Raw genomic sequence first — 21,299 nt, 5'->3', positions numbered from 1 at the left:
CTTCGCATTCAGCGGGCCTGCGCGGCCTGCTCCCTGAACATCGCGGAGTGTGCGACCGCCTAGGATGTGGGAGCACCGATCGGCGGTGAGACCCGACCGAAACACGAGAGGACCACGATGACCCCTGGCTCCGCGCGGACGAATGCGCCCGCTCGCGGACGCGCACTGCGCGCCGTGCTCTACCTGGTGGCCGCGGCGGTCGTCGTCATCGACCAGGTGACGAAGCAGATCGCAGTCGCAGTGCTCGAGGGAGAGCCGCGGGTACCGGTGCTCGGCGACCTGGCGGGGTTCCTCTTCCACCGCAACGACGGAGCGGCCTTCGGCATGGGATCGAACGCCACCTGGGTGTTCACGATCATCGCGCTGGTCGTCTTCGTCGCCATCCTGTGGGCCGGTCGGCGGCTGGGGTCGCGGGCGTGGGCCTGGGCACTCGGACTGCTGCTGGGCGGACTGACGGGCAATCTGATCGATCGACTCGCCAGGCCCCCCGAGTTCTTCCACGGTGCCGTCGTCGACTTCATCGACCTGTACTTCTTCGTCTGCAACGTCGCGGACATCGCGATCACCGGTGCGGCGGCCCTGCTCATCATCGCCTCGTTCAGGGGGATCGGACTGGACGGACGCCTGGAGTCGGAGCGCGAGGCGGAGCACGGCGCAGATGACACGGTGTCGGCGGGCCCCGCCGATGCGGATCGAGGACCCGAAGCGACCGGCGAGGTCGGCGCGGGTGAGGAAGAGGAGGAGAGCAGACGATGACGACACGGTCGCTGTTCGTACCGGAGGGATTGGACGGAGAACGCATCGACACGGCGCTGTCGCGCGTGCTCGGGCTGTCGCGGAGCTCCGCGGCGCAGATCGCGCAGGACGGGGGCGTCGAGCAGGACGGCGTCCGTGTGGGGAAGTCCGACCGCGCGCTGTCCGGCGCCCGGCTCGATGTGACTCTGCCGGAGCCGGAGCGTCCCCTGGAGATCGTGGCGGAGCCGGTTCCCGGCATGTCGATCATCCACGAGGACGATGCGCTGATCGTGGTCGACAAGCCGGTGGGAGTGGCAGCCCATGCGGCCGCCGGCTGGCACGGTCCCACCGTCATCGGCGGGCTGGCCGCCGCGGGGCACCGGATCGCGACCTCGGGCGCGGCCGAACGACAGGGGATCGTGCAGCGTCTGGACGTGGGGACCTCGGGCGTGATGATCGTCGCGAAGGGCGAGCGCGCGTACTCGGTCCTGAAACGGGCCTTCAAGGAGCGCACGGTGTCGAAGACCTACCACGCGCTCGTCCAGGGTCTGCCGGATCCGGTCATCGGCACCATCGAAGCACCGATCGGCCGCAATCCGCGCCGCGACGGCCTCTACGCGGTCCGCAGCGACGGCAAGCATGCCGTGACCCACTACAAGGTCCTCGAGGCGTTCCGCTCCGCGAGCCTCGTCGAGGTCGATCTGGAGACGGGGCGCACGCACCAGATCCGCGTGCACATGTCCGCGACCAAGCACCCCTGCTGCGGCGATCTTCCGTACGGAGCAGACCCGGTGCTGGGGGAACGGCTGGGGCTCACCCGGCAGTGGCTGCACGCGACGAGGCTGGGCATCGAACACCCGGAGACGGGCGAATGGATGGAGTTCGAGAGCCCGTACCCGCAGGACCTCCGGGAGGCACTCGACACGCTCGAGGCCGCTCAGGGATGACGTGCGCACGTCGGCGATGCACGAGACATCGCAGCATGATGGCACAGCGACAGACAGGAAGAGCACGACGCGATGACCGATGACTTCGTCCACCTCCACGTCCACACCGAGTACTCGATGCTCGACGGGGCGGCCCGTCTGGGCGATCTCATGTCCGCGGTGAATGCGCAGGGCCAGAAGGCCCTTGCGACCACCGACCACGGCTACCTCTTCGGAGCATTCGACTTCTGGAGCCAGGCGACCGATGCGGGGATCAAGCCGATCATCGGAGTCGAGGCCTACGTGACACCGGGGACCGCACGGAACGACAAGACCCGCGTGAAGTGGCGGACGGACGAATCGCAGAAGAGCGACGATCTTTCCGGCGGCGGCGCCTACACGCACATGACGATGCTGTCGAAGAACAACACGGGCATGCAGAACCTGTTCCGGGCGTCGTCCATCGCGTCACTCGACTCCGCGTTCGGCAAATGGCCGCGCATCGACCGTGAACTCCTCAACTCCTACTCCGAGGGCATCATCGCGACGACCGGATGCCCGTCCGGCGAGGTCCAGGTCCGACTGCGACTGGGGCAGTACGAGGAGGCGAAGCGGGCGGCGGGCGAGTACCGCGAGATCTTCGGCGCGGAGAACTACTTCTGCGAGGTCATGGACCACGGCCTCAGCATCGAGAAGCGCGTCTCGAAGGACCTCCTGCGCCTGTCGAAGGAGCTCGACATCCCGCTGGTGGCGACCAACGACCTCCACTACACGAACGAGTCGGATGCGAAGGCGCACGAAGCGCTCCTCGCCATCCAGTCGGGTTCGAAGCTGATCGAGCCGACCTATGACCAGGGCGGGTCCCGCTTCGCGTTCGGCGGCACCGGCTACTACCTCAAGTCAGCTGCGGAGATGCGACACCTCTTCCGGGAGATCCCGGAAGCGTGCGATAACACGCTGAGGATCGCCGACATGTGCGAGGTGTCGTTCGACACGAGCGCGAACTACATGCCGCGCTTCCCCACTCCGGAAGGCGAGGACGAGACGTCGTGGCTCATCAAGGAGGTCGAGAAGGGACTCCACTACCGGTACCCCGGGGGGATCCCCGATGATGTCCGCAAGCAGGCGGACTACGAGATCGACGTCATCGTCGGCATGGGGTTCCCGGGCTACTTCCTCGTCGTCGCGGACTTCATCAACTGGTCGAAGGACAACGGGATCCGCGTGGGGCCCGGGCGCGGATCCGGTGCAGGGTCGATGGTGGCCTACGCGATGCGCATCACGGACCTGGACCCGCTCCAGCACGGTCTGTTCTTCGAGCGCTTCCTCAACCCGGAGCGCGTCTCCATGCCCGACTTCGACGTCGACTTCGATGATCGCCGCCGCGGCGAGGTCATCGAATACGTGACGAGGAAGTACGGAGCGGAGTACGTGTCGATGATCGTCACGTACGGCACCATCAAGACGAAGCAGGCCCTGAAGGACTCCGCACGAGTGCTGGGCAAGCCGTTCAGCATGGGTGAGCACCTCACGAAGGCGCTGCCGCCAGCGGCGATGGCCAAGGACATCCCCCTGGCGGACATCGAGGACACGAAGGCCCCCCGCTACAACGAGGCGGGTGAGTTCCGGTCCCTGCTCGAGACGGACCCGGAGGCCCGCGAGGTGTTCGAGACCGCGAAGGGCCTCGAGGGGCTGAAGCGGCAGTGGGGTGTCCACGCAGCCGGGGTCATCATGTCCTCGGAGCCGATCATCGACGTCATCCCGATCATGCGCCGCTTCCAGGACGGCCAGGTCATCACCCAGTTCGACTACCCCACCTCTGAGGGCCTGGGCCTCATCAAGATGGACTTCCTGGGCCTGCGGAACCTCACGATCATCTCCGATGCGATCGAGAACATCCGCCTCAACCGGGACATCGACCTGGATCTCGAGCAGCTGACCCTCGACGACCCCGATTCGTACAAGCTGCTGTCGCGCGGCGACACGCTGGGCGTCTTCCAGCTGGACGGCGGCGGCCTGCAGGGACTCCTGCGACTCATGCAGCCCGACAACTTCGAGGACATCTCCGCGACCCTGGCGCTGTACCGTCCGGGCCCGATGGGTGCGGACTCGCACACGAACTACGCGCTGCGCAAGAACGGGCGCCAGGACATCACACCGATCCACGCGGAGCTCGAGGAACCGCTCGCGGAGATCCTCAGCACCACCTACGGCCTCATCATCTACCAGGAGCAGGTGATGGCGATCGCGCAGAAGGTCGCGGGCTACAGCCTGGGCCAGGCAGACATCCTGCGTCGTGCGATGGGCAAGAAGAAGAAGTCCGAGCTCGACAAGCAGCAGGTGGGCTTCTTCGAGGGGATGAAGTCCAACGGGTTCTCCGAAGCGGCCGCGCAGGCGCTGTGGGACATCCTGCTCCCGTTCTCCGACTACGCCTTCAACAAGGCCCACTCGGCGGCCTACGGCCTCGTCTCCTATTGGACCGCCTACCTCAAGGCCCACTATCCGGCCGAGTACATGGCAGCGCTCCTGACCTCCGTGGGCGACAACAAGGACAAGCTGGCGATCTACCTGAACGAGTGCCGCCGGCTGCAGATCACCGTGCTGCCGCCGGACGTCAACGGATCGCACGCGAACTTCACACCGGTCGGGAACGACATCCGGTTCGGCATGGGCGCAGTGCGCAATGTGGGGCAGAACGTGGTGGAGGGCATCGTGGCCGGCCGTGAGGAGAAGGGCGACTACACGACGTTCGGGGACTTCCTCGACAAGGTCCCCGCGCACGTGTGCAACAAGCGCACGATCGAATCGCTCATCAAGTCCGGCGCCTTCGACTCACTGGGCGACACCAGGCGGGCACTCGTGGAGGTCCACGAAGAGGCGGTGGACGCGGTCATCGGTGTGAAGCGCCAGGAGGCGCACGGCCAGTTCGACCTCTTCGCGGGGCTGGGCGGCGACGATGACGCGGAGCCGGCCTTCACCGTGCCCGTTCCGGAACGGCCGGAGTGGGACAAGAAGGAGAAGCTCGCGTTCGAGCGCGAGATGATCGGGCTCTACGTCTCGGATCACCCGCTCAACGGACTCGAGGGCGTCCTCGCCGCGGAGGCCGAGCTCTCCATCGCGGAGCTCATCGACCCGGAGCGCGGTCGGTCCGACGGCTCACAGGTGACCATCTGCGGGATGATCACCGGCGTGCAGCGGAAGGTGTCCAAGAACAGCGGCAGGCCCTACGGCATCGTGACCGTCGAGGACCTGGAAGCGTCGATGGAGGTCATGTTCTTCGGCGATTCCTACGAACCGGTGGCCGGCATCCTCACGACGGACCTCGTCATCGCCGTGACGGGCCGCGTGCGGACATCCGACGACAGGCCGACGAGCATGATGGCCCAGTCGATGACCCTCCCGGACGTGACGGATCCGGCGGACCGTCCGCTTACGATCACGATGCCGTGGGAGCGGTGCACCGCACCCGTGGTGGAGAGGCTGGGCACCGTCCTCGAATCCCACCGCGGAGCGACGGACGTGCACCTCACCCTCGTCCAGTCCGGCCGGCGCTGCGTCCTGCGGCTGGACCGCACCTATCGAGTGAACCTGGGCCCCAGCCTGTTCGGCGATCTCAAAGCACTGCTGGGACCCAACTGCCTGCGCTGAGGCTGCGGCGGACGCAGAGGCCGCACGCCGGGCACTACTAGGATGGACGTCGTGGACACGCTCGAGAACATCTCCCTCATCGACCTGCGCGGAACCGCGCTCGATCGCCGCACGCTGCGGTCCCGTCTGCCGCGAGCGTCAGCGGAGCAGAACGCGCCGCTGGAAGCAGTCCGACCGCTGCTGGACGACATCCGCGATCGCGGGCGCGCCGCAGTCGCGGATGCGACCGCGCGCTTCGACGGCGTGACGACCGGGACGTTCCGCGTCCCCGCCACCGCACTCGCGGAGTCGGTGGAGAACCTCGATCCCGCCGTGCGTGCCGGGCTGGAGGAGGCCATCCGGCGCGTGCGCACGGTGTCCGCGGCCGAGGTCCCCTCACCGCGGACGACCACCGTCGCCGACGGCGCGTCGATCACCACCCGGCATCTGCCCGCTGACCGTGTGGGCCTCTACGTCCCCGGTGGGCTCGCGGTCTACCCGTCCTCGGTCGTCATGAATGCGGTCCCTGCGCAGGAGGCGGGCGTCCGCTCGATCGCCATCTCCTCGCCTCCGCAGCGGGACACCGGACTGCCGCACCCCACCGTGCTCGCCGCGGCGCACCTCCTGGGCGTCGGAGAGGTCTGGGCCATCGGCGGGGCGCAGGCGATCGGTGCGTTCGCCTTCGGCTTCTCAGACGAGGACGGCGAGCTCGGCACTGCGGAGTCGATGGAGCCGGTCGACATCATCACCGGACCGGGCAACGCGTACGTCGCGACGGCCAAGGCCCTGGTGCGCGAGCACGTCGGAATCGACGCCGTCGCCGGACCGACGGAGATCATCGTCCTGGCAGACTCTGCCGCGGACCCCGAATACGTCGCTGCGGACCTCATCAGCCAGGCGGAGCACGACCCCCTCGCCGCCGCGGTGCTCGTGACGGACTCGCCGTCGCTTGCCCACGCGGTCGACGCACACCTGGGGACCCGGAGCGCTGCGGCCGAGCACGCGGAGCGCATCGCGACGAGCCTCGCCGGCCCCCAGTCGGGGATCGTCCTCGTGGACTCGGTGGACGCGGGGATCGCGGTCGTCAACGCGTATGCGGGGGAGCACGTCGAACTCCACGTCGCGGATGCCCGGGATGTCGCCGGACGGATCGTCAACGGCGGTGCGGTGTTCGTCGGCCCGCACACGCCCGTCGCCCTGGGCGACTACATCGCGGGGTCGAACCACGTGCTTCCGACCATGGGCACGGCGGCGTTCGGCGACTGCCTCTCCGTGCATGCCTTCCTGCGCGTGAGTCAGGTGGTCGAGTACACGAGGGACGCCCTGGCAGAGGTCGCCGATCACATCAGCTCGCTCGCGACGGCGGAGAGGCTCCCGGCCCACGGCGAGTCGGTCTCCGTGCGGTTCGCCGACCGGTCACAGGAGGGCTGAGCCGTGCACTGTCCCTTCTGCCGCCACCCGGATTCCCGCGTCGTGGACTCCCGCACCGCGGAGGACGGCTCCTCGATCCGCCGCCGCCGCCAGTGCCCCCAGTGCAACCGTCGGTTCACGACGATGGAGGCCACCAGCCTCGCGGTGATCAAGAGATCGGGCGTCTCCGAGGAGTTCTCACGCCAGAAGATCGTCACCGGCGTGCGCAAGGCCTGTCAGGGACGACCCGTGAATGACGATGATCTGGCGAAGCTCGCGCAGCGGGTGGAGGAGAAGATCCGCGGCCTGGGCGTCGCAGAGATCGATGCGGACGAGGTCGGTCTGGCTATTCTGGAGCCGCTGCGTGAGCTCGACCAGATCGCCTACCTGCGGTTCGCCAGTGTCTACCAGGGCTTCGACACCCTGGAGGACTTCGAAGCGGCGATCGCGTCGCTGCGACGCGATGCAGAGGCCGCCGGGTCAGATCCCGCGTCCTGAGGACTGCTGCCCCGGCGGCGGTGTCCCTGCAGTTCAGCGTCCACGCAGCGGTGCCGCGCGGAGGTGCGCAGACCATGGTGCGCCGGAGGTCGAATGAATTGCGCGGTGGGCGTGCCATGTGTGTAAGATGACAACTGCGCACCGACGGTGCGCCCGCCGCCGGCGGCATCGGAGGGGAAGCCGACGCCGCCGGCGGTCTTCATTCATCCGCCCGGTGCGTCTGCACCGGGCACCGTCTCCGTGAAGTGCTCGTCGAGAATGGACGGATTGGCGGCGAGGATCGCCAGGCGGGACGTCGAGCGTGTGAGTGCGACGTACAGTGCGCCGATCCCCGCGTCGGTCGACCGATCGCCTTCCGGGTCCGCCTGCAGCGGGGCGATGAGCGCCGGCTCCGCGACGATGACGGAGTCGAACTCGAGGCCCTTCGCGTCGTACGGAGTGAGCACGGCGATCCGATGATCGATGGCAGTGGGTCCGAATCCGACGTCCTCGAATCGGAGCGCTCCCGATCCTGACTGCTCTGCCGACTCAGCCGACTCCGCGGCGATCGCGTGCTCGACCAGCTCCATGAGCGCCTCGGGCACGATGACGGCGACGCGGCCGCCGTCCACTGCCGCTGCTTCCCGTCCGATGATCGCGGGCAGCTCTTCGACGAGCGCCTGCACGGAGTCGTACCGTCGCCGCCTGGGCGATTCGTCGCCGTCGCGCACTGCTTCAGGCAGCGTGAGGGCGGGGAATCGGGCGGCGAGGAGTGCATTGGCCGGCCCCATGATCGAGCGCGGAGTCCGATAGGACACCGTGAGCTCCTCGAGCCCGAACCGGTCACCGACGTGCGGGCTCAGGACCGAGTGCCACGTGCGGCTCGCATCCGTCGCCGATGCCTGCGCGAGGTCCCCGACGAGGGTCGCGGACTTGCTGGGCACACGGCGGAAGAGGAGGCGGAGCTGCATGGGGGAGAGCTCCTGCGCCTCATCGGCCACGAGGTGGCCGAAGGTCCACTCCCGGTCGTTCGCCGCACGGTCCGAGACCTCGCCCGCGGCGGCCGTCTCCCTGTACCTCTGGGCGAGCTGCTGCGGAGTGACCCAGGTGCCCGTGTCCGTCATGTCGACGACGGCCTCGGCGTACTCGACCTCCGGGTCCTGCCCCCGGTCGGCCGGGGTCCCGTCCGTGCCGATGAGTTCGGCGATCTCGTCGAGCAGCGGGACGTCCTCGACGGTGAGGGGTGCGCCCTTGGGGCGGAGCAGGGTGTCGACCTCCGCTGCGGACAGGATGCCGCGGGACGCGGCGGTGAGTCGGTGGCGCTTCGAGAGCATCGCGTCGAGGACGCCCGTGGTGGTGAGCGGAAGCCAGCAGAGGTTGACCGCGATCCGCACATCACGTGACGCGCGCAGGTCCTCCAGGAGCTCGGGAAGGCGCTCTCCGGGGCTGTCGAGGCCCTGGGCCCGGGCCAGTTCCTCCGCGAGTGATCGGAGCAGGACCTGGACGAAGACGGTGCGGGCGGCGTTGTGGCTGTCATCGGTCCGTCGTGCGCGCTCGCGTGCCGTCCGCACGTCCGATGGCCGCAGAGTGACCGCGTACGGTCCGACTCCCAGGCGCTGCTCCTCGGTCGGGACCCGCTGGTAGGAGCGCACCATCTTGCGCACGACGTCGGCCATCCGGAGGTCGCCCTTGACGGCGGCGGTGTCGGCCGCATCGCGCCGGGAGGTGTCCACGCCGGGCATCAGCTGGCCCGGGGTGAGGAGTACGGCTCCGGTCTCGCCCAACGACGGCAGCACCCGCTCGATGTACCGCAGGAAGACCGGCGACGGGCCGATGAGGAGCACACCCGACTTCGCGATGCGCTGACGGTGCCGATAGAGGAGGTAGGCCGCGCGGTGGAGGGCGACGGCCGTCTTCCCCGTGCCCGGACCGCCCTGGACGACGAGGGTGCCGGCCAGGTCGCGGCGGATGATCCGATCCTGCTCCGACTGGATCGTGGCGACGATGTCGCCCATCCTGCCCGTGCGACGAGCGTCGAGCGATGCCATGAGCGCGCCCTCGCCCTGCAGTCGGGACCGCTCCTCCTCATCGAGCCCCTCGAGGTCGAGCACGTCGTCCTCGACACCTGTCACGGTCCGTGCGCGCGTGGCGATATGACGCCGTCGGACCAGGCCGCTGGGCTCAGCGGCGGTGGCGCGGTAGAAGGGCTCGGACGCGGGCGCACGCCAATCCATGAGCAGCTGCGTGCGGTCCTGAGCGGAGAGGCCGATGCGTCCGATGTAGGTCGTCTCCCCATCGGAGGCATCGATGCGTCCGAAGCAGAGCCCGTCCTCCGCCGACTGATAGCGGATCAGGGCGTCTTCGTACATCGTCGCGAAGGCATCGCGCTCGGAACGGTTCTGGTGGTGGCCGCCCACCTTCGACCTGCGCACCGATGACAGGGACGCGCGCGTCTCCGCGCGCAGTTCGTCGAGGCGGGCGTACAGGGTGTCGATCTGCGCCTGCTCGTGCGCGATTTCGCTTCGCTCGGTCATGTCGCCTTTCTGAGATGTGGGCAATCCATTATGGCGCATCCGCGGTACCGAAGCGTGCAGCGGAGTCCGAAGCAGTCAGGAGTTCGCCCTGTCGTCACCTCGCGGTGGGGTGCGCGTACGGTCCGGCTCACCGCATGCGCGGTGCGGCGTCACCGACGGGAGTGCGCCGGCCCCAGGTGGGAGAGCAGCCCGGCACCGGACCTGACGGAGGCCCCGTCTCCGCGGACTGCAGCCTCGACGGCGTGGGCGTCGATCGGGTCGTGGGTCGCCGCGACGACGACGTTGCCCCGTCGCCGCCTGCGGAACTGGGTGGGTTCGGCGACGGCGAGCACGTGGGAGAAGCGCGTGCGCAGGGCATCGACCTCGGACCGGAGGGCCGACCGATCCGCCGCGTCCGCGACGTTCGCGATGTAGACCCCGTGGGGTCCGAGCGCCGCGTGCACCGCATCGAACCACGCGGGTGAGGACAGGGGCGCCGGGGTCGTGTCTCCCGCGAAGGCGTCACGGACGATGAGGTCGATGCTGTCGGGACGGAAGCGCGTGATCTCCACCGCTCCGTCGGCCGCGCGGATCGCGAGTGCGGGAGAGCGCGGCAGATCGAGGTGCGTGCGCACCCAGTCCGCGAGGGCCGCATCGATCTCGACCACCGTCTGGCGCGACCCGGGCCTGATCGCGTCGAGGTGGCGGGGGAGTGCGCATGCGGCTCCGCCGATGTGGACGGCGCGCACGGACCGTCCCGCGGGCAGGGCGGCGGCGGTGAGGTGGGCGATCCAGCGCAGGTACTCGAACCCCAGGACCTCGGGGTCGTGCGCGTGGTAGGGAGACGAGGGGACGCCATTCAGCGTGAGCACGTATGCGTGCGGGTCGCCTGGCACGGCGTCGAAGGACGCGGTTCCCGTATCGGCGGGGACCGGCCCCGTCGGAGGGGAGGGCGAGGTCCGGGACCCGGACCGTGCGCGACGAGCGGACATCGGACAAGCGTATCCGCTGCGCCGCCTGGAGGCCGTCTGGAGGTCGTCGGGCGCAGCGGTCGGGGACCGGCACCGGCAGTGCGTCACAGGCGAGTGCCGCCGCGGTCGGTCCGTGCGCACAGTGCCCGGTGGATCGGGGACGTGCGCTCCACAGGAGGCTCAGGGGTCTGTCGTCGGCGAGGGCGGAAGCGTGGACTGCGGCTATGAATACGCAGAGAGTGACCCATGGCCCTGACCTCGTCGGCATCGTCCCGCAGCTGCTGGGCTATCCGCCGGAGGATTCCCTGGTGCTCGTGACGGCGACGAGGATAGGCCCGAAGATCGGACACATCGGTCCCAGCCTGCGCGTCAACCTCGCAGTCGAGGATGCGGCGGTGCTGGACGTCCCGGACGTCCTCCGCTTCACCGAACCCCTGCTGGCGGTGCCGGACGCCGACACGATCTTCCCCGTCCTCTACAGCGATGTCCTCGCGGACTTCCACATGGGCTGGGACGACCGCGAACCGATGCCCGATGCCGAACTCGCCGCAGTGACGGTGCTCCTCACCGGACTCGACCTCGTGACAGACGTGCTCCGCGACATGGGATTCTCCGTGTTCCCCGCGCTGTGGTCCGGCAGGGGAGGCTGCGGGGAGGTGGGTGCGACGGAGTCGTCCGCGCTCGACTCGGTGCGGCCGACGGGATCGATGACCAGCCGCGGATCGGCGACCGCGCCGGTGGCGGAGAGCTTCGCGGCCTCCGTGCGGATCCCAGAGCCGGACGCCGCGACGGCGGCTGCGGTCGCGGCGCTGCGCAGGGAGAGGTTCGCGGCTGCGGAGCTCGTCGACGGGCTCGTGTCGGAGACCCTGCTGCTGGATGCGCGGGCACGTGCTCGCGCGGCGGGGGAGGTGCCCGATGTGCCACTGGTGGTCGACCCGCGCGCGGTTCTGGCTCTCGAGCTCCTCTGCCGCACGGTCGCGGACCGGGACATCATCCAGATGCTCCTCGCCGGTGACCACCCCGACTTCCTCCCCGAGCGTCTGCGCGGATGTGCGCCGGGAGCGTTCCTCCCGTACGCGCGGCGCTGCGTCGACGGAGGAGGAGCGGCGGAGCACATGGTCGGACTGTCGCCCGACCCGCCGCGGCACGACGCGCTCGCGGAAGCGGTGGAATGGCTGCGCCGCTGCCTGCCGCTGGTGGACGATGGCGCGCGTGCGGATGTGCTGGCCCTCATCGCGTGGTTCGAATGGGCGCGGGGCCGCATGTCGTTCGCGCACCACTACGTCGAGTGCGCGCTCTCCGTCGACCCGGACCACCGGCTCGCCTCCATGCTGCGGAGGGCGATCGACAACGGGATCCCACCGCGGTGGCTGCATCGGAGGTGAGGGGCGGCCCCGTCGGGGGAAGAGTGGGAGAGAGCAGGGGAGAGAGGGGGAGAAGACGCCCCTCGGTTTGGGTGTGGGGGGAATACCGTGCAATGATGGAGTGTTGACCCGGTCGAACGCCATGCCGGAGGTCCATGCCTCCGCGCAGTTTGACATGGGTCTTACTGGTGCCCGGATGGGCCCGGTGGCCTCCGCCCTCTGCCGAAAGGTTCGCACGTGCCCACGAAGGATACGGGAAGCTCGAGCGCTCAGACCAGCAGCGAAGGCGCTGAGAAGCCGACCGCAGCAGCGCCGACGAAGACCACTGCTGCGAAGAAGGCGACGTCCTCGACGGCGAAGACCGCAGCCAAGACGACCGCAGCCAAGAAGCCGGCGTCAGCGAAGGCCACGGCAGCGAAGTCGACAGCGACGAAGACCACCGCGGCCAAGACCACGGCGACGAAGAGCACCACGACGAAGACGACCGCCGCGAAGACGACAGCAGCGAAGACCACGGCGACCAAGTCCACAGCGGCCAAGGCTCCCGCCGCGAAGACCACCGCCGCGAAGACCACTGCAGCCAAGACGACGGCGGCCAAGACCGCTGCCGCGAAGACCACTGCGGCGAAGAAGCCCGCAGCGAAGAAGGCCACCGCGGCCAAGGGCGACGAGGGCATCGAGAACGCAGAGTCGACGACGCTCGAAGAGGCCGGCGTCGAGGACACGGATCCGAACGAGACCACGGAGACCAAGAACTCGGTCGAGGAGGAGAAGGACGAAGAGGTCAAGGAGGCCGGCGGCTTCGTCGTCTCCGACGCGGACGACGAAGATCAGCCGGCGCAGCAGGTCGTGTCCGCCGGTGCGACTGCGGACCCCGTCAAGGACTACCTCAAGCAGATCGGCAAGGTCGCGCTGCTCAACGCCGCAGAGGAAGTCGACCTCGCGAAGCGCATCGAGGCGGGGATGTATGCCGATCACCTCGTGAAGCAGGGCGACGTGACCGACCCCAAGGTGGTGCGCGAGTACCAGTGGATCATCCACGACGGCCGGATCGCGAAGAACCACCTCCTCGAAGCCAACCTCCGCCTCGTGGTGTCGCTCGCGAAGCGCTACACCGGCCGGGGAATGCTCTTCCTGGACCTGATCCAGGAGGGGAACCTGGGCCTCATCCGCGCGGTGGAGAAGTTCGACTACACCAAGGGCTTCAAGTTCTCGACCTACGCGACGTGGTGGATCCGGCAGGCGATCACCCGCGCGATGGCCGACCAGGCCCGCACCATCCGCATCCCCGTGCACATGGTCGAGGTGATCAACAAGCTCGCCCGCGTGCAGCGCCAGATGCTTCAGGACCTGGGCCGCGAGCCCGCTCCGGAAGAGCTCGCGAAGGAACTCGACATGACGCCGGAGCGCGTCGTCGAGGTGCAGAAGTACGGTCGGGAGCCGATCTCGCTGCACACCCCGCTGGGTGAGGACGGCGACTCGGAGTTCGGCGACCTCATCGAGGACTCCGAAGCCGTCGTCCCCGCGGACTCGGTGAGCTTCACGCTCCTCCAGGAGCAGCTGCACTCGGTCCTCGACACGCTCTCCGAGCGTGAAGCCGGAGTCGTGTCCATGCGCTTCGGCCTCAACGACGGACAGCCGAAGACGCTCGATGAGATCGGCAAGGTCTACGGCGTGACCCGTGAGCGGATCCGGCAGATCGAGTCGAAGACCATGGCGAAGCTGCGTCATCCCTCGCGCTCCCAGGTCCTGCGCGACTACCTCGACTGACTCCGGAGCCCTGCCGACCCCGGTCGTGCTCCTCGCGAGCCGGATGTGTTCGAGCACCGGCACGGCACGAGGACCGACAGAGGTCCGGATGACAGCTCAGCCCCGTCTGCTCGCAGACGGGGCTGAGCTGTGCGCGGGGTCCTTCGCACAGGGTCCTTCGCACGGAGTGCTCAGCCGATCCTGGGGAGCAGCCGGCCCCTCCTGTACGAGTGGCCCGCCCCTCTTGAACCAGGTGGCCCGTCCCTCCTGAACGAGTGGCCACCCTCTCCTAGAAGGACCGATCAGGCGGGGGTCACCAGTGTGAAGGCAGCGTTCTGCGCATCGATGAAGCGCCCGACCCGACCGTGGTGCGAATCATGGGGGGCGGCGAGCACATCCCCGCCCAGCTCGCGGACGCGGTCCTCCAGTGCGTCGACGTCCGGCACGTGGATGTGCGCCTCCCAGTGCGCGGGGATGGACACGGCCGAGGCGTCGAAGACTCCGCCGATCCTGTTCCCCGCCTGCTCGATGGCCCAGTACCCCTGCTGAGCGGCGCCCGCGTCCGGATCGCCCGATGCGACGTCCGCACCCGTGAGGGAGGTGAAGCCCCACCCGAACGCCGATGCGTAGAAGTCACGGACCGTCGGGTCTGCCGTGAAGAGCTCCGTCCAGTGGACCGCCCCTGCCGTGCCGAAGGACTGCATCGCGCGGTCGTCGTCGTAGGCGAGCACGCCGAACGCCGTCCCTGCGGGATCGGACGTCAGCGCGACTCCAGCGGAGCCGTCGAAGTCCGGGATCGCCATGAGCGCCTGCCCGCCGGCCTCATCCACCTGCGCGAGGTACGCGGACAGCTCCTCGACCCGGAAGTAGACCGACCAGAAGGCAGGACCCTGCTGGCCGGGCGGCTGCGCGCTCACTCCGGCGACGCGCCGGCCGTCCGCGTGCGCGGCGCTGCCGAGTCCCAGGGGCCCTGCGCCCTCGAACCGCCATCCGAGGAGCTCGGAGTAGAAGCCCTCAGCGGCATCGGGGTCCGGCGAGCTGAGCTCGAACCAGCAGGGTGCGCCGAAGGGCGGGTCGTACGGAAGGGGTGCCATCACGGCTCCTGGCGTCGGGGGAGATGTGCCGCGGCTCCGGGCCGCGCCCCGACAGTCTAGGTCCTGTGCCGAACCGATACCTGCCGACCGGTGCGCGCGGTGCACGGGCGGTCAGTCCACGAGCGCGACGGTGAGCGCATCGACGATGGACCGGCTGATCCGCTGCTGCCCCTCGTCGGACTCGAGCATCCGGGCGTCGCCCGCATTGCGCATCTCGCCGGCCTCGAGCATGACCGCCGGGACCGCAGCATTGTTGAGCGTCGCGAGGTCGTCCCGCACGACCAGCTCGTCGTATGCGGGATTGCGGCTGAGCCCCGCCTCCTCCAGCTCGGATGCGAGGGCCGTGCCGAGGAGCTCGGATGAGTCTGCGACCCCGTCGTCGGCACGACCTCCCGCGGGAGCGGCGATGACGTGGAAGCCGCTGGCGGAATCGTCCTCCGTGCCATTCGCATGCAGACTCACCAGGGCGTCCGCATCGTCGGCGAACGTCCCGCGCTCATCGACGCAGGGCCCCACCCCGTCGTCGTCGGTCCGGCTGAGGACCACGTCAGCCCCGGCATCCGTCAGAGCATCCTCCAGCGCCTCTGCCGTCTCCCATGCGAACCGGTGCTCCGGGTATCCGTCTGCTGATTCCGTGCCGACGGTGTTGCAGTCCTTGGTCCCGCCCCGGCCGTCCGGAACGCTCTGGCCGATCGTGCCCGGATTCGCACCGTTGCCGCCGTTGTGGCCGGGATCGACCGCGATGGTGAGTCCGGACAGCGGAGCCGCGGGGGCCTCGGCTGCGGCATCCTCCGTGCCCGAGGCCCCGGGCGCCGGCGCTGGTCCGGTCGCCCGGGCGGATTCGGACGCCGGCTCCGCGGTCACCGTGTGCGGTGCGGCGGAATGCGACGGGGACCCGGTGTCCGCGCCGCAGCCGGACAGCACGGCGGCGACGGCGAGGACGCCCACGGCAAACGTGAAGTGTGCGATGTTGGACATGCCATCGAGTATGTCGCACACGGGCCGACGGCGGCGCGCCTGAGGGGCCCGTTCCCGTCATCCGGACGCCCGGCGCTCTAGAATGGAGCGTCGGATCCGTAAGCGAAGGGAGCCTCGGTGGCGCGCAGCGCGAAGAAGAATGAGGACGAGAGCTACGATGCTCGGCACCTGTCCGTGCTGTCCGGGCTCGAAGCGGTCCGCAAGCGGCCCGGAATGTACATCGGCACCACCGATACCCGCGGCCTCATGCACTGCCTGTGGGAGGTCATCGACAACTCCGTCGATGAGGCGCTGGGCGGCTACGGCTCGACGATCGACATCACGCTCTACGCCGATGGCTCCGTGACCGTCGCGGACGAGGGGCGCGGGATCCCCGTGGACATCGAACCGCGCACCGGCCTCAGCGGCGTCGAGGTCGTCATGACAAAGCTGCATGCGGGCGGCAAGTTCGGCGGCGGATCCTATGCGGCGGCCGGCGGCCTCCACGGCGTGGGCGCCTCCGTCGTCAACGCTCTCTCCGCGCGCCTCGATGTCGAGGTCACGCGCGGATCGAAGGTGCACCGGATGTCGTTCCGCCGCGGCGAGCCAGGACGGTTCGACGACTCCTCGGGACAGCTGTCGGCCGACAACCCCTTCACGCCCTTCACAGAGCCCACACCGCTCGACGTCGTGGGGAAGGCGAAGCGCGGCGCCACCGGCACGAAGGTGCGCTACTGGGCCGATCCCCAGATCTTCCTGCCCGATGCGGAGTTCCAGTACAGCGAACTCGCGGACCGTGCTCGGCAGACCGCGTTCCTGATCCCCGGTCTGGGCATCAGGGTGACGGACGAGCGCGGTGTCGTGCGCGATGAGAACGGCGAGATCGTGCAGACCCGGACAGAGGAGTTCCGCTACGAGGGCGGCATCTCCGAGTTCGTCGATCACCTCGCGGCGGATCCGATCATCACCGATGTCTGGAGGCTCGACGGGGAGGGGACGTTCACGGAGACGGTCCCGGTGCTCGGCGAGGACGGCCGCATGGTGTCCCAGGACGTCACGCGCGACGTGGCCGTCGACATCGCACTGCGGTGGGGCACGGGCTTCGAGACGAAGCTGAAGAGCTTCGTCAACATCATCGCGACCCCCAAGGGCGGGACCCACGTGGCCGGCTTCGAGCAGTCCCTCCTCAAGACGGTGCGCAAGGCGGTCGACGCGAACGCCCGGAAGCTCAAGGTCGGCAAGGACAAGCTGGAGAAGGACGATGTGCTCGCGGGCCTCACCGCCGTCGTGACGGTCCGTCTGGCCGAGCCGCAGTTCGAGGGCCAGACGAAGGAGGTGCTCGGGACCGCCGCCGTCAAGCGGATCGTGGCGCAGACCGTGGAGAAGCAGCTGTCCGCGCAGCTCGATTCGTCGCACCGGCAGACGAAGGCCCAGGCCGGCCGTCTGCTGGAGAAGGTCGTCTCGGAGATGAAGGCGCGGATCTCCGCACGGACGCATCGTGAGAACCAGCGCCGGAAGACGGCGCTGGAGTCGTCGTCGCTGCCGGCCAAGCTCTACGACTGCCGCGTGAGCGACCACGAGGACACGGAGCTGTTCATCGTCGAGGGCGATTCCGCGATGGGGACGGCGAAGGCGGCCCGGGATTCCGAGCACCAGGCGCTCTTCCCGATCCGCGGCAAGATCCTGAACGTGCAGAAGGCATCCGTGGCGGACATGCTCGCGAACACGGAGTGCTCCGCGCTCATCCAGGTGGTGGGGGCCGGAGCGGGCCGCAGCTTCGCCGTCGACCAGGCCCGCTACGGCAAGGTCATCATCATGACGGATGCGGACGTCGACGGTGCGCACATCCGGACGCTCCTGCTCACACTCTTCTTCCGCTACATGCGTCCGCTGGTCGAAGCAGGGCGCGTCTTCGCCGCTGTCCCTCCGCTGCACCGCGTCGAAGTGGTGACGGGACGGGGGAAGCCGAACGAGGTCATCTACACGTACTCGGAGGCAGAGCTCAACGCGCTGCTCGCGAAGCTCGTGAAGCAGAAGAAGACGTACAAGGAGCCGATCCAGCGCTACAAGGGACTGGGGGAGATGGACGCGGACCAGCTGGCGGAGACCACGATGGATCCGGCACTGCGCAGCCTCAGGCGCGTGACGATGGCGGACGCGGAGGCGGCGGAGCACACGTTCGCACTCCTCATGGGCTCCGAGGTCGCGCCGCGCAAGGAGTTCATCGTCGCAGGCGCCGCGGCGCTCGACGCGGAGCGCATCGACGCGTGAGGGCCGCTCAGCTGTACACGATCGTCCCGATGAGGATGAGCGGGGGCACTGCCACGAGGCACACGGCGTAGATGACCGCGCGGATCCTCGGCCTCACCGTGTCGGCGACGACCGGGGCGGACAGCCTGGCGATGCGCACGTCCGTGAGGTCCGGGTCGTAGTCCTTCGAGCCGTCGGCCTGCTTGGCGGACACCTTCGTGAGCGCACGGATGAACGCACTGTCGGACACGGAACGGCGCGCGGCGTCGTCAGCCATGACCTCGATCGCCGCGCTCACGGCCTGGAGCGCGGTCCGCGTCGCGGGCAGGAACGGCAGCATCCGATGCCAGGACGCGAATGCGAGCGTCAGCAGGTCGTGTCTGAGCCGCAGATGCTCGCGCTCATGCGCCAGCACGGCGTCCCGCTCATCGTCGTCGAGGAGCGCCAGCAGTCCGGTCGACACGACTGTGGTCCCGGAACCTCCCGCGACCGAATAGGCGAGGGCATGATCCGTGTCGATCACCCGCGTCTCCGGCGCTCCTCCTCGCGGTTCGGAGACGAGGGAGAGGACCTCGCGGTGCCGTGCGCGATGCAGTCGTGCGGACCTGGCCTCCCAGAGGAGGGAGCCCAGGAGCAGCACGAGCAGCCCGACGCCTGCGATGAGCAGGGGCCACCGCCACCAATCGAGTGCATCGTCCAGTCGCACGCCGGGCACGTGGACCAGGGGTGCGAGGGCGAAGGCGATGCACGCGGAGATCAGCGAGAAGCCGCCCGCCACACCGATCGCCTGCCAGATGATCACCGCCGCGACCGGGTCCGCCGTGCGCCGCGAGCGGTTCTGCGCTGCGGCGACCGCTTCCGGGATGGGCCACGCGAGGACGACGGCCAGGATGACGAGTGCGAAGCCGATGGCGGTCATGGATCGCGCCGGACCGCAGCGGGTCCGGTCGTGTCGAAGGTGTGTGCGTCAGCCCGAGGGGCGATTCGCACGGGCCGTCAGCCGACCTCGGAGTGGCGCGGAGGGTCCGTGTGGCGCAGGCGGCTGTCCAGGATGCCGCGGAGGAAGGCGGAGTCGGACAGCGACACCGTACCGAGGAAGCGCGCGAGGACCGCGCGGCGATCGCCCGCCTGGTCGAGGACTTCGGAGAGGAGGTCGGAGACGTGCTCCTCCCGGCTCGACGAGGCGCTGTAGAGATGAGGGCGGGTGCTGCGGTCGCGGACCACGTACCCCTTCTTCTCGAGTCGCGTGAGGACCGTGTGGACCGTCGTGAGTGCGAGACCGCGATCCGCCAGGGCGTCTCGCAGTGCGGCGGCGGAGAGACCTTCGCGCTGTGACCACAGGGCGTCCATCACGCCGCGCTCGAGTTCTCCGAGGTTCTCCACCGATTCTCCGTTCGCTGCTGCACTGTGATGCTGATCGTGCACCCGCCGGGCGCGCGCACGCGTAGCCATGAATCTACCACGCGGAGCCTGGAGGATACCTGACAGACGTTCTCATGAAGCGTCCGTTCTGTGAGACGAATCTGTGCGCGGGGTGAATGGGTTCGTGCGCAGCGGGCGAGCTGCCGTATTCTACGAGCTGTAGAAGACGCGGTGTCCGGTCAGCGGGGCCGCGGCCGCTCTCAGGAGGCTCCGTGGAACTCGATCCCGTGCTCATCGCGCGCTGGCAGTTCGGCATCACGACCGTGTACCACTTCTGGATGGTCCCGCTCACCCTGGGGCTGGGCGTCCTGGTCGCCGTGCTGCAGACGATGTGGCACCGCACGGGGAACGACGTGTGGCTGCGGGCCACGAAGTTCTGGGGCAAGCTCTATCTCATCAACTTCATCATGGGCGTGGCCACCGGCCTCGTCCAGGAGTTCCAGTTCGGCATGGCCTGGAGCGAGTACTCCCGCTTCGTGGGCGACGTGTTCGGTGCTCCGCTGGCGATGGAGGCGCTGCTCGCGTTCTTCCTCGAATCGATCTTCATCGGTGTCTGGATCTTCGGCTGGGGGCGCATCAGCAGACGCGCCCACCTCACGGTCCTCTGGTGCGCGGTGATCGGATCGTGGCTGTCCGCCTACTTCATCATCGTGGCGAACTCGTGGATGCAGCACCCGGTCGGCGTGGAGCTCATCGACGGCCGCCCCGTCATGACCGACGTCGTCGCAGTGCTCACCAACAACACCGCACTGGCCGCGACGAGCCATGCGCTCGCGGGCGCGCTGTCCGTCGGCGCGGCGCTCCTGCTGGGCATCTCCTGGCACCATCTGTGGCGCCGCAGAGTCGACGGCATCGACACCGTCGACGAGTCGGGTCGGGTGGTGGTCGGCTCCGCTCCGGACGTCCCCGGACGGGACGAGAAGGACTACGCCGTGTGGTGGAGGTCCCTGCGGATCGGCGGATGGGTCGCGGTGTTCTCCTTCGCGGCAGTCGCGCTCACCGGAGACATCCAGGCGAAGCTCATGTACGAGCAGCAGCCCATGAAGATGGCCTCCGCTGAAGCGGCGTGCCACGACGGGACCGCGTTCTCAGTGCTGACGATCGGCGACCTGGAGTCGAACAGCTGCGAGGACGTCACGCCGATCATCGAGATCCCCGGTGTGCTGTCGTTCCTCGCGAAGGGCGACTTCGACACGGATGTGCCCGGGGTGAAGACCCTCATCCCCGAATACGAGGAGGCCTACGGCACGCACATGCCGGAGGGCGAGATGTACGGCGAGCACTCCGGGGAGGAGATCGACTACCAGCCCTCGATGTTCATCACCTACTGGGGCTTCCGACTCATGATCGGCTTCGGCGCGCTCGCGGCTGCGGCCGCGGCCTTCGCACTCCTCGTCACCCGCAAGGGCACGGTTCCGCGGTCGAAGTTCCTCTCCCGACTGGCACTGTGGGGGATCGCCGCACCCTTCATCGCGAACTCGGCCGGCTGGATCTTCACGGAGATGGGCAGGCAGCCCTTCGTCGTGGCCCCCAACCCCGATCCCAGCGGCATCGACGGCGTGTTCCTCTACACGGCCGCGGCGGTCTCTCCGTCCGTGAGTGCGGCGGAGCTGCTCACATCGGTCATCCTCCTGACCCTGGTCTACGGAGTGCTCATGGTCGTGGAGCTGAAGCTCATCATGCAGTACGCCCGCGGAGGCGTCGTCTCCGCGATGCCCGAACTGGCCGACGACCCGGCGAAGCCCACCCGCGCGAGCGTCGACGGCGACGAGGACGATGTCCTGTCGTTCGCATACTGAGACCC

At 68.8% G+C, this 21,299-nt stretch carries 15 protein-coding genes; 9 read left to right on the top strand and 6 right to left on the bottom strand.

All coding sequences use genetic code 11. From position 1 onward, the window contains the following. Nucleotides 1-117 precede the first annotated feature (117 nt). The 5 genes from FM105_RS07520 (at nucleotide 118) to nrdR (ending at nucleotide 7,196) form a co-directional block, all read left to right on the top strand. A complete protein-coding gene (locus tag FM105_RS07520; RefSeq protein ID WP_087006904.1) occupies nucleotides 118-756 on the top strand; it encodes a signal peptidase II in 639 nt (212 codons plus the stop codon). Further along, on the top strand, nucleotides 753-1,682 hold the full coding sequence (locus FM105_RS07515) for an RluA family pseudouridine synthase (RefSeq protein ID WP_087006902.1): 930 nt from the start codon (nucleotides 753-755) through the stop codon (nucleotides 1,680-1,682). Before FM105_RS07520 ends, FM105_RS07515 begins: the two co-directional genes overlap by 4 nt. 72 nt (nucleotides 1,683-1,754) lie before the next feature. Then, complete coding sequence (dnaE, locus tag FM105_RS07510) at nucleotides 1,755-5,309, top strand: DNA polymerase III subunit alpha (RefSeq protein ID WP_087006900.1); 3,555 nt, start codon at nucleotides 1,755-1,757, stop codon at nucleotides 5,307-5,309. Between the two features lie 51 nt (nucleotides 5,310-5,360). Further along, a complete protein-coding gene (gene hisD, locus FM105_RS07505) occupies nucleotides 5,361-6,719 on the top strand; it encodes a histidinol dehydrogenase (protein ID WP_256970290.1) in 1,359 nt (452 codons plus the stop codon). 3 nt (nucleotides 6,720-6,722) lie between these two features. Then, nucleotides 6,723-7,196, top strand: a complete 474-nt coding sequence (gene nrdR, locus FM105_RS07500; protein ID WP_087006896.1) for a transcriptional regulator NrdR — start codon at nucleotides 6,723-6,725, stop codon at nucleotides 7,194-7,196. A gap of 203 nt (nucleotides 7,197-7,399) precedes the next feature. Here the strand turns inward: nrdR and FM105_RS07495 are convergent, their stop codons facing one another. After that, entirely contained in the window at nucleotides 7,400-9,709 is a 2,310-nt protein-coding gene (locus tag FM105_RS07495) for a HelD family protein (protein WP_087006895.1), read from the bottom strand. 149 nt (nucleotides 9,710-9,858) lie between these two features. Beyond that, on the bottom strand, nucleotides 9,859-10,680 hold the full coding sequence (locus FM105_RS07490) for a spermidine synthase (protein ID WP_179207115.1): 822 nt from the start codon (nucleotides 10,678-10,680) through the stop codon (nucleotides 9,859-9,861). Nucleotides 10,681-10,883: 203 nt separating this feature from the next. Here FM105_RS07490 and FM105_RS07485 point away from each other — a divergent pair, with 203 nt between their 5' ends. Beyond that, on the top strand, nucleotides 10,884-12,044 hold the full coding sequence (locus tag FM105_RS07485) for a DUF4192 family protein (RefSeq protein WP_101599302.1): 1,161 nt from the start codon (nucleotides 10,884-10,886) through the stop codon (nucleotides 12,042-12,044). 216 nt (nucleotides 12,045-12,260) lie between these two features. Further along, nucleotides 12,261-13,793, top strand: a complete 1,533-nt coding sequence (locus tag FM105_RS07480) for an RNA polymerase sigma factor (RefSeq protein ID WP_087006889.1) — start codon at nucleotides 12,261-12,263, stop codon at nucleotides 13,791-13,793. 281 nt (nucleotides 13,794-14,074) lie between these two features. On the opposite strand, the gene FM105_RS07475 is transcribed toward FM105_RS07480, so the two are convergent. Beyond that, nucleotides 14,075-14,866, bottom strand: a complete 792-nt coding sequence (locus FM105_RS07475) for a VOC family protein (RefSeq protein ID WP_087006887.1) — start codon at nucleotides 14,864-14,866, stop codon at nucleotides 14,075-14,077. Nucleotides 14,867-14,977: 111 nt separating this feature from the next. Continuing rightward, entirely contained in the window at nucleotides 14,978-15,844 is an 867-nt protein-coding gene (locus FM105_RS07470) for an N-acetylmuramoyl-L-alanine amidase (RefSeq protein WP_087006885.1), read from the bottom strand. 117 nt (nucleotides 15,845-15,961) lie between these two features. On the opposite strand from FM105_RS07470, the gene FM105_RS07465 reads away from it, so the two are divergent. Beyond that, nucleotides 15,962-18,094: a DNA gyrase/topoisomerase IV subunit B gene (locus FM105_RS07465; protein ID WP_087006884.1), complete on the top strand. Its 2,133-nt coding sequence runs from the start codon at nucleotides 15,962-15,964 to the stop codon at nucleotides 18,092-18,094. A 7-nt stretch (nucleotides 18,095-18,101) separates the two neighbouring features. On the opposite strand, the gene FM105_RS07460 is transcribed toward FM105_RS07465, so the two are convergent. Continuing rightward, entirely contained in the window at nucleotides 18,102-18,992 is an 891-nt protein-coding gene (locus tag FM105_RS07460; protein ID WP_087006882.1) for a M56 family metallopeptidase, read from the bottom strand. Between the two features lie 77 nt (nucleotides 18,993-19,069). Continuing rightward, nucleotides 19,070-19,456: a BlaI/MecI/CopY family transcriptional regulator gene (locus FM105_RS07455; protein ID WP_087006881.1), complete on the bottom strand. Its 387-nt coding sequence runs from the start codon at nucleotides 19,454-19,456 to the stop codon at nucleotides 19,070-19,072. A 251-nt stretch (nucleotides 19,457-19,707) separates the two neighbouring features. On the opposite strand from FM105_RS07455, the gene FM105_RS07450 reads away from it, so the two are divergent. Continuing rightward, nucleotides 19,708-21,294: a cytochrome ubiquinol oxidase subunit I gene (locus FM105_RS07450; protein ID WP_256970289.1), complete on the top strand. Its 1,587-nt coding sequence runs from the start codon at nucleotides 19,708-19,710 to the stop codon at nucleotides 21,292-21,294. The last annotated feature ends 5 nt before the right edge of the window (nucleotides 21,295-21,299 follow it).

Origin of the sequence: Brevibacterium yomogidense (genome assembly GCF_900163715.1) — a bacterium.
Classification (GTDB): domain Bacteria; phylum Actinomycetota; class Actinomycetes; order Actinomycetales; family Brevibacteriaceae; genus Brevibacterium; species Brevibacterium yomogidense_A.
Note: the sequence above shows the minus strand (reverse complement) of the source record. Positions and strands in the feature narration are given on the sequence as shown.

Bases quoted from the DNA above. Each gene is read 5' to 3' on its own strand.
- FM105_RS07470 (WP_087006885.1), bottom strand. From the start codon at position 15,844: ATGTCCAACATCGCACACTTCACGTTTGCCGTGGGCGTCCTCGCCGTC.
- FM105_RS07520 (WP_087006904.1), top strand. From the start codon at position 118: ATGACCCCTGGCTCCGCGCGGACGAATGCGCCCGCTCGCGGACGCGCA.
- FM105_RS07495 (WP_087006895.1), bottom strand. From the start codon at position 9,709: ATGACCGAGCGAAGCGAAATCGCGCACGAGCAGGCGCAGATCGACACC.
- FM105_RS07490 (WP_179207115.1), bottom strand. From the start codon at position 10,680: ATGTCCGCTCGTCGCGCACGGTCCGGGTCCCGGACCTCGCCCTCCCCT.
- dnaE (WP_087006900.1), top strand. From the start codon at position 1,755: ATGACCGATGACTTCGTCCACCTCCACGTCCACACCGAGTACTCGATG.
- FM105_RS07475 (WP_087006887.1), bottom strand. From the start codon at position 14,866: ATGGCACCCCTTCCGTACGACCCGCCCTTCGGCGCACCCTGCTGGTTC.
- FM105_RS07515 (WP_087006902.1), top strand. From the start codon at position 753: ATGACGACACGGTCGCTGTTCGTACCGGAGGGATTGGACGGAGAACGC.
- FM105_RS07485 (WP_101599302.1), top strand. From the start codon at position 10,884: ATGAATACGCAGAGAGTGACCCATGGCCCTGACCTCGTCGGCATCGTC.
- FM105_RS07460 (WP_087006882.1), bottom strand. From the start codon at position 18,992: ATGACCGCCATCGGCTTCGCACTCGTCATCCTGGCCGTCGTCCTCGCG.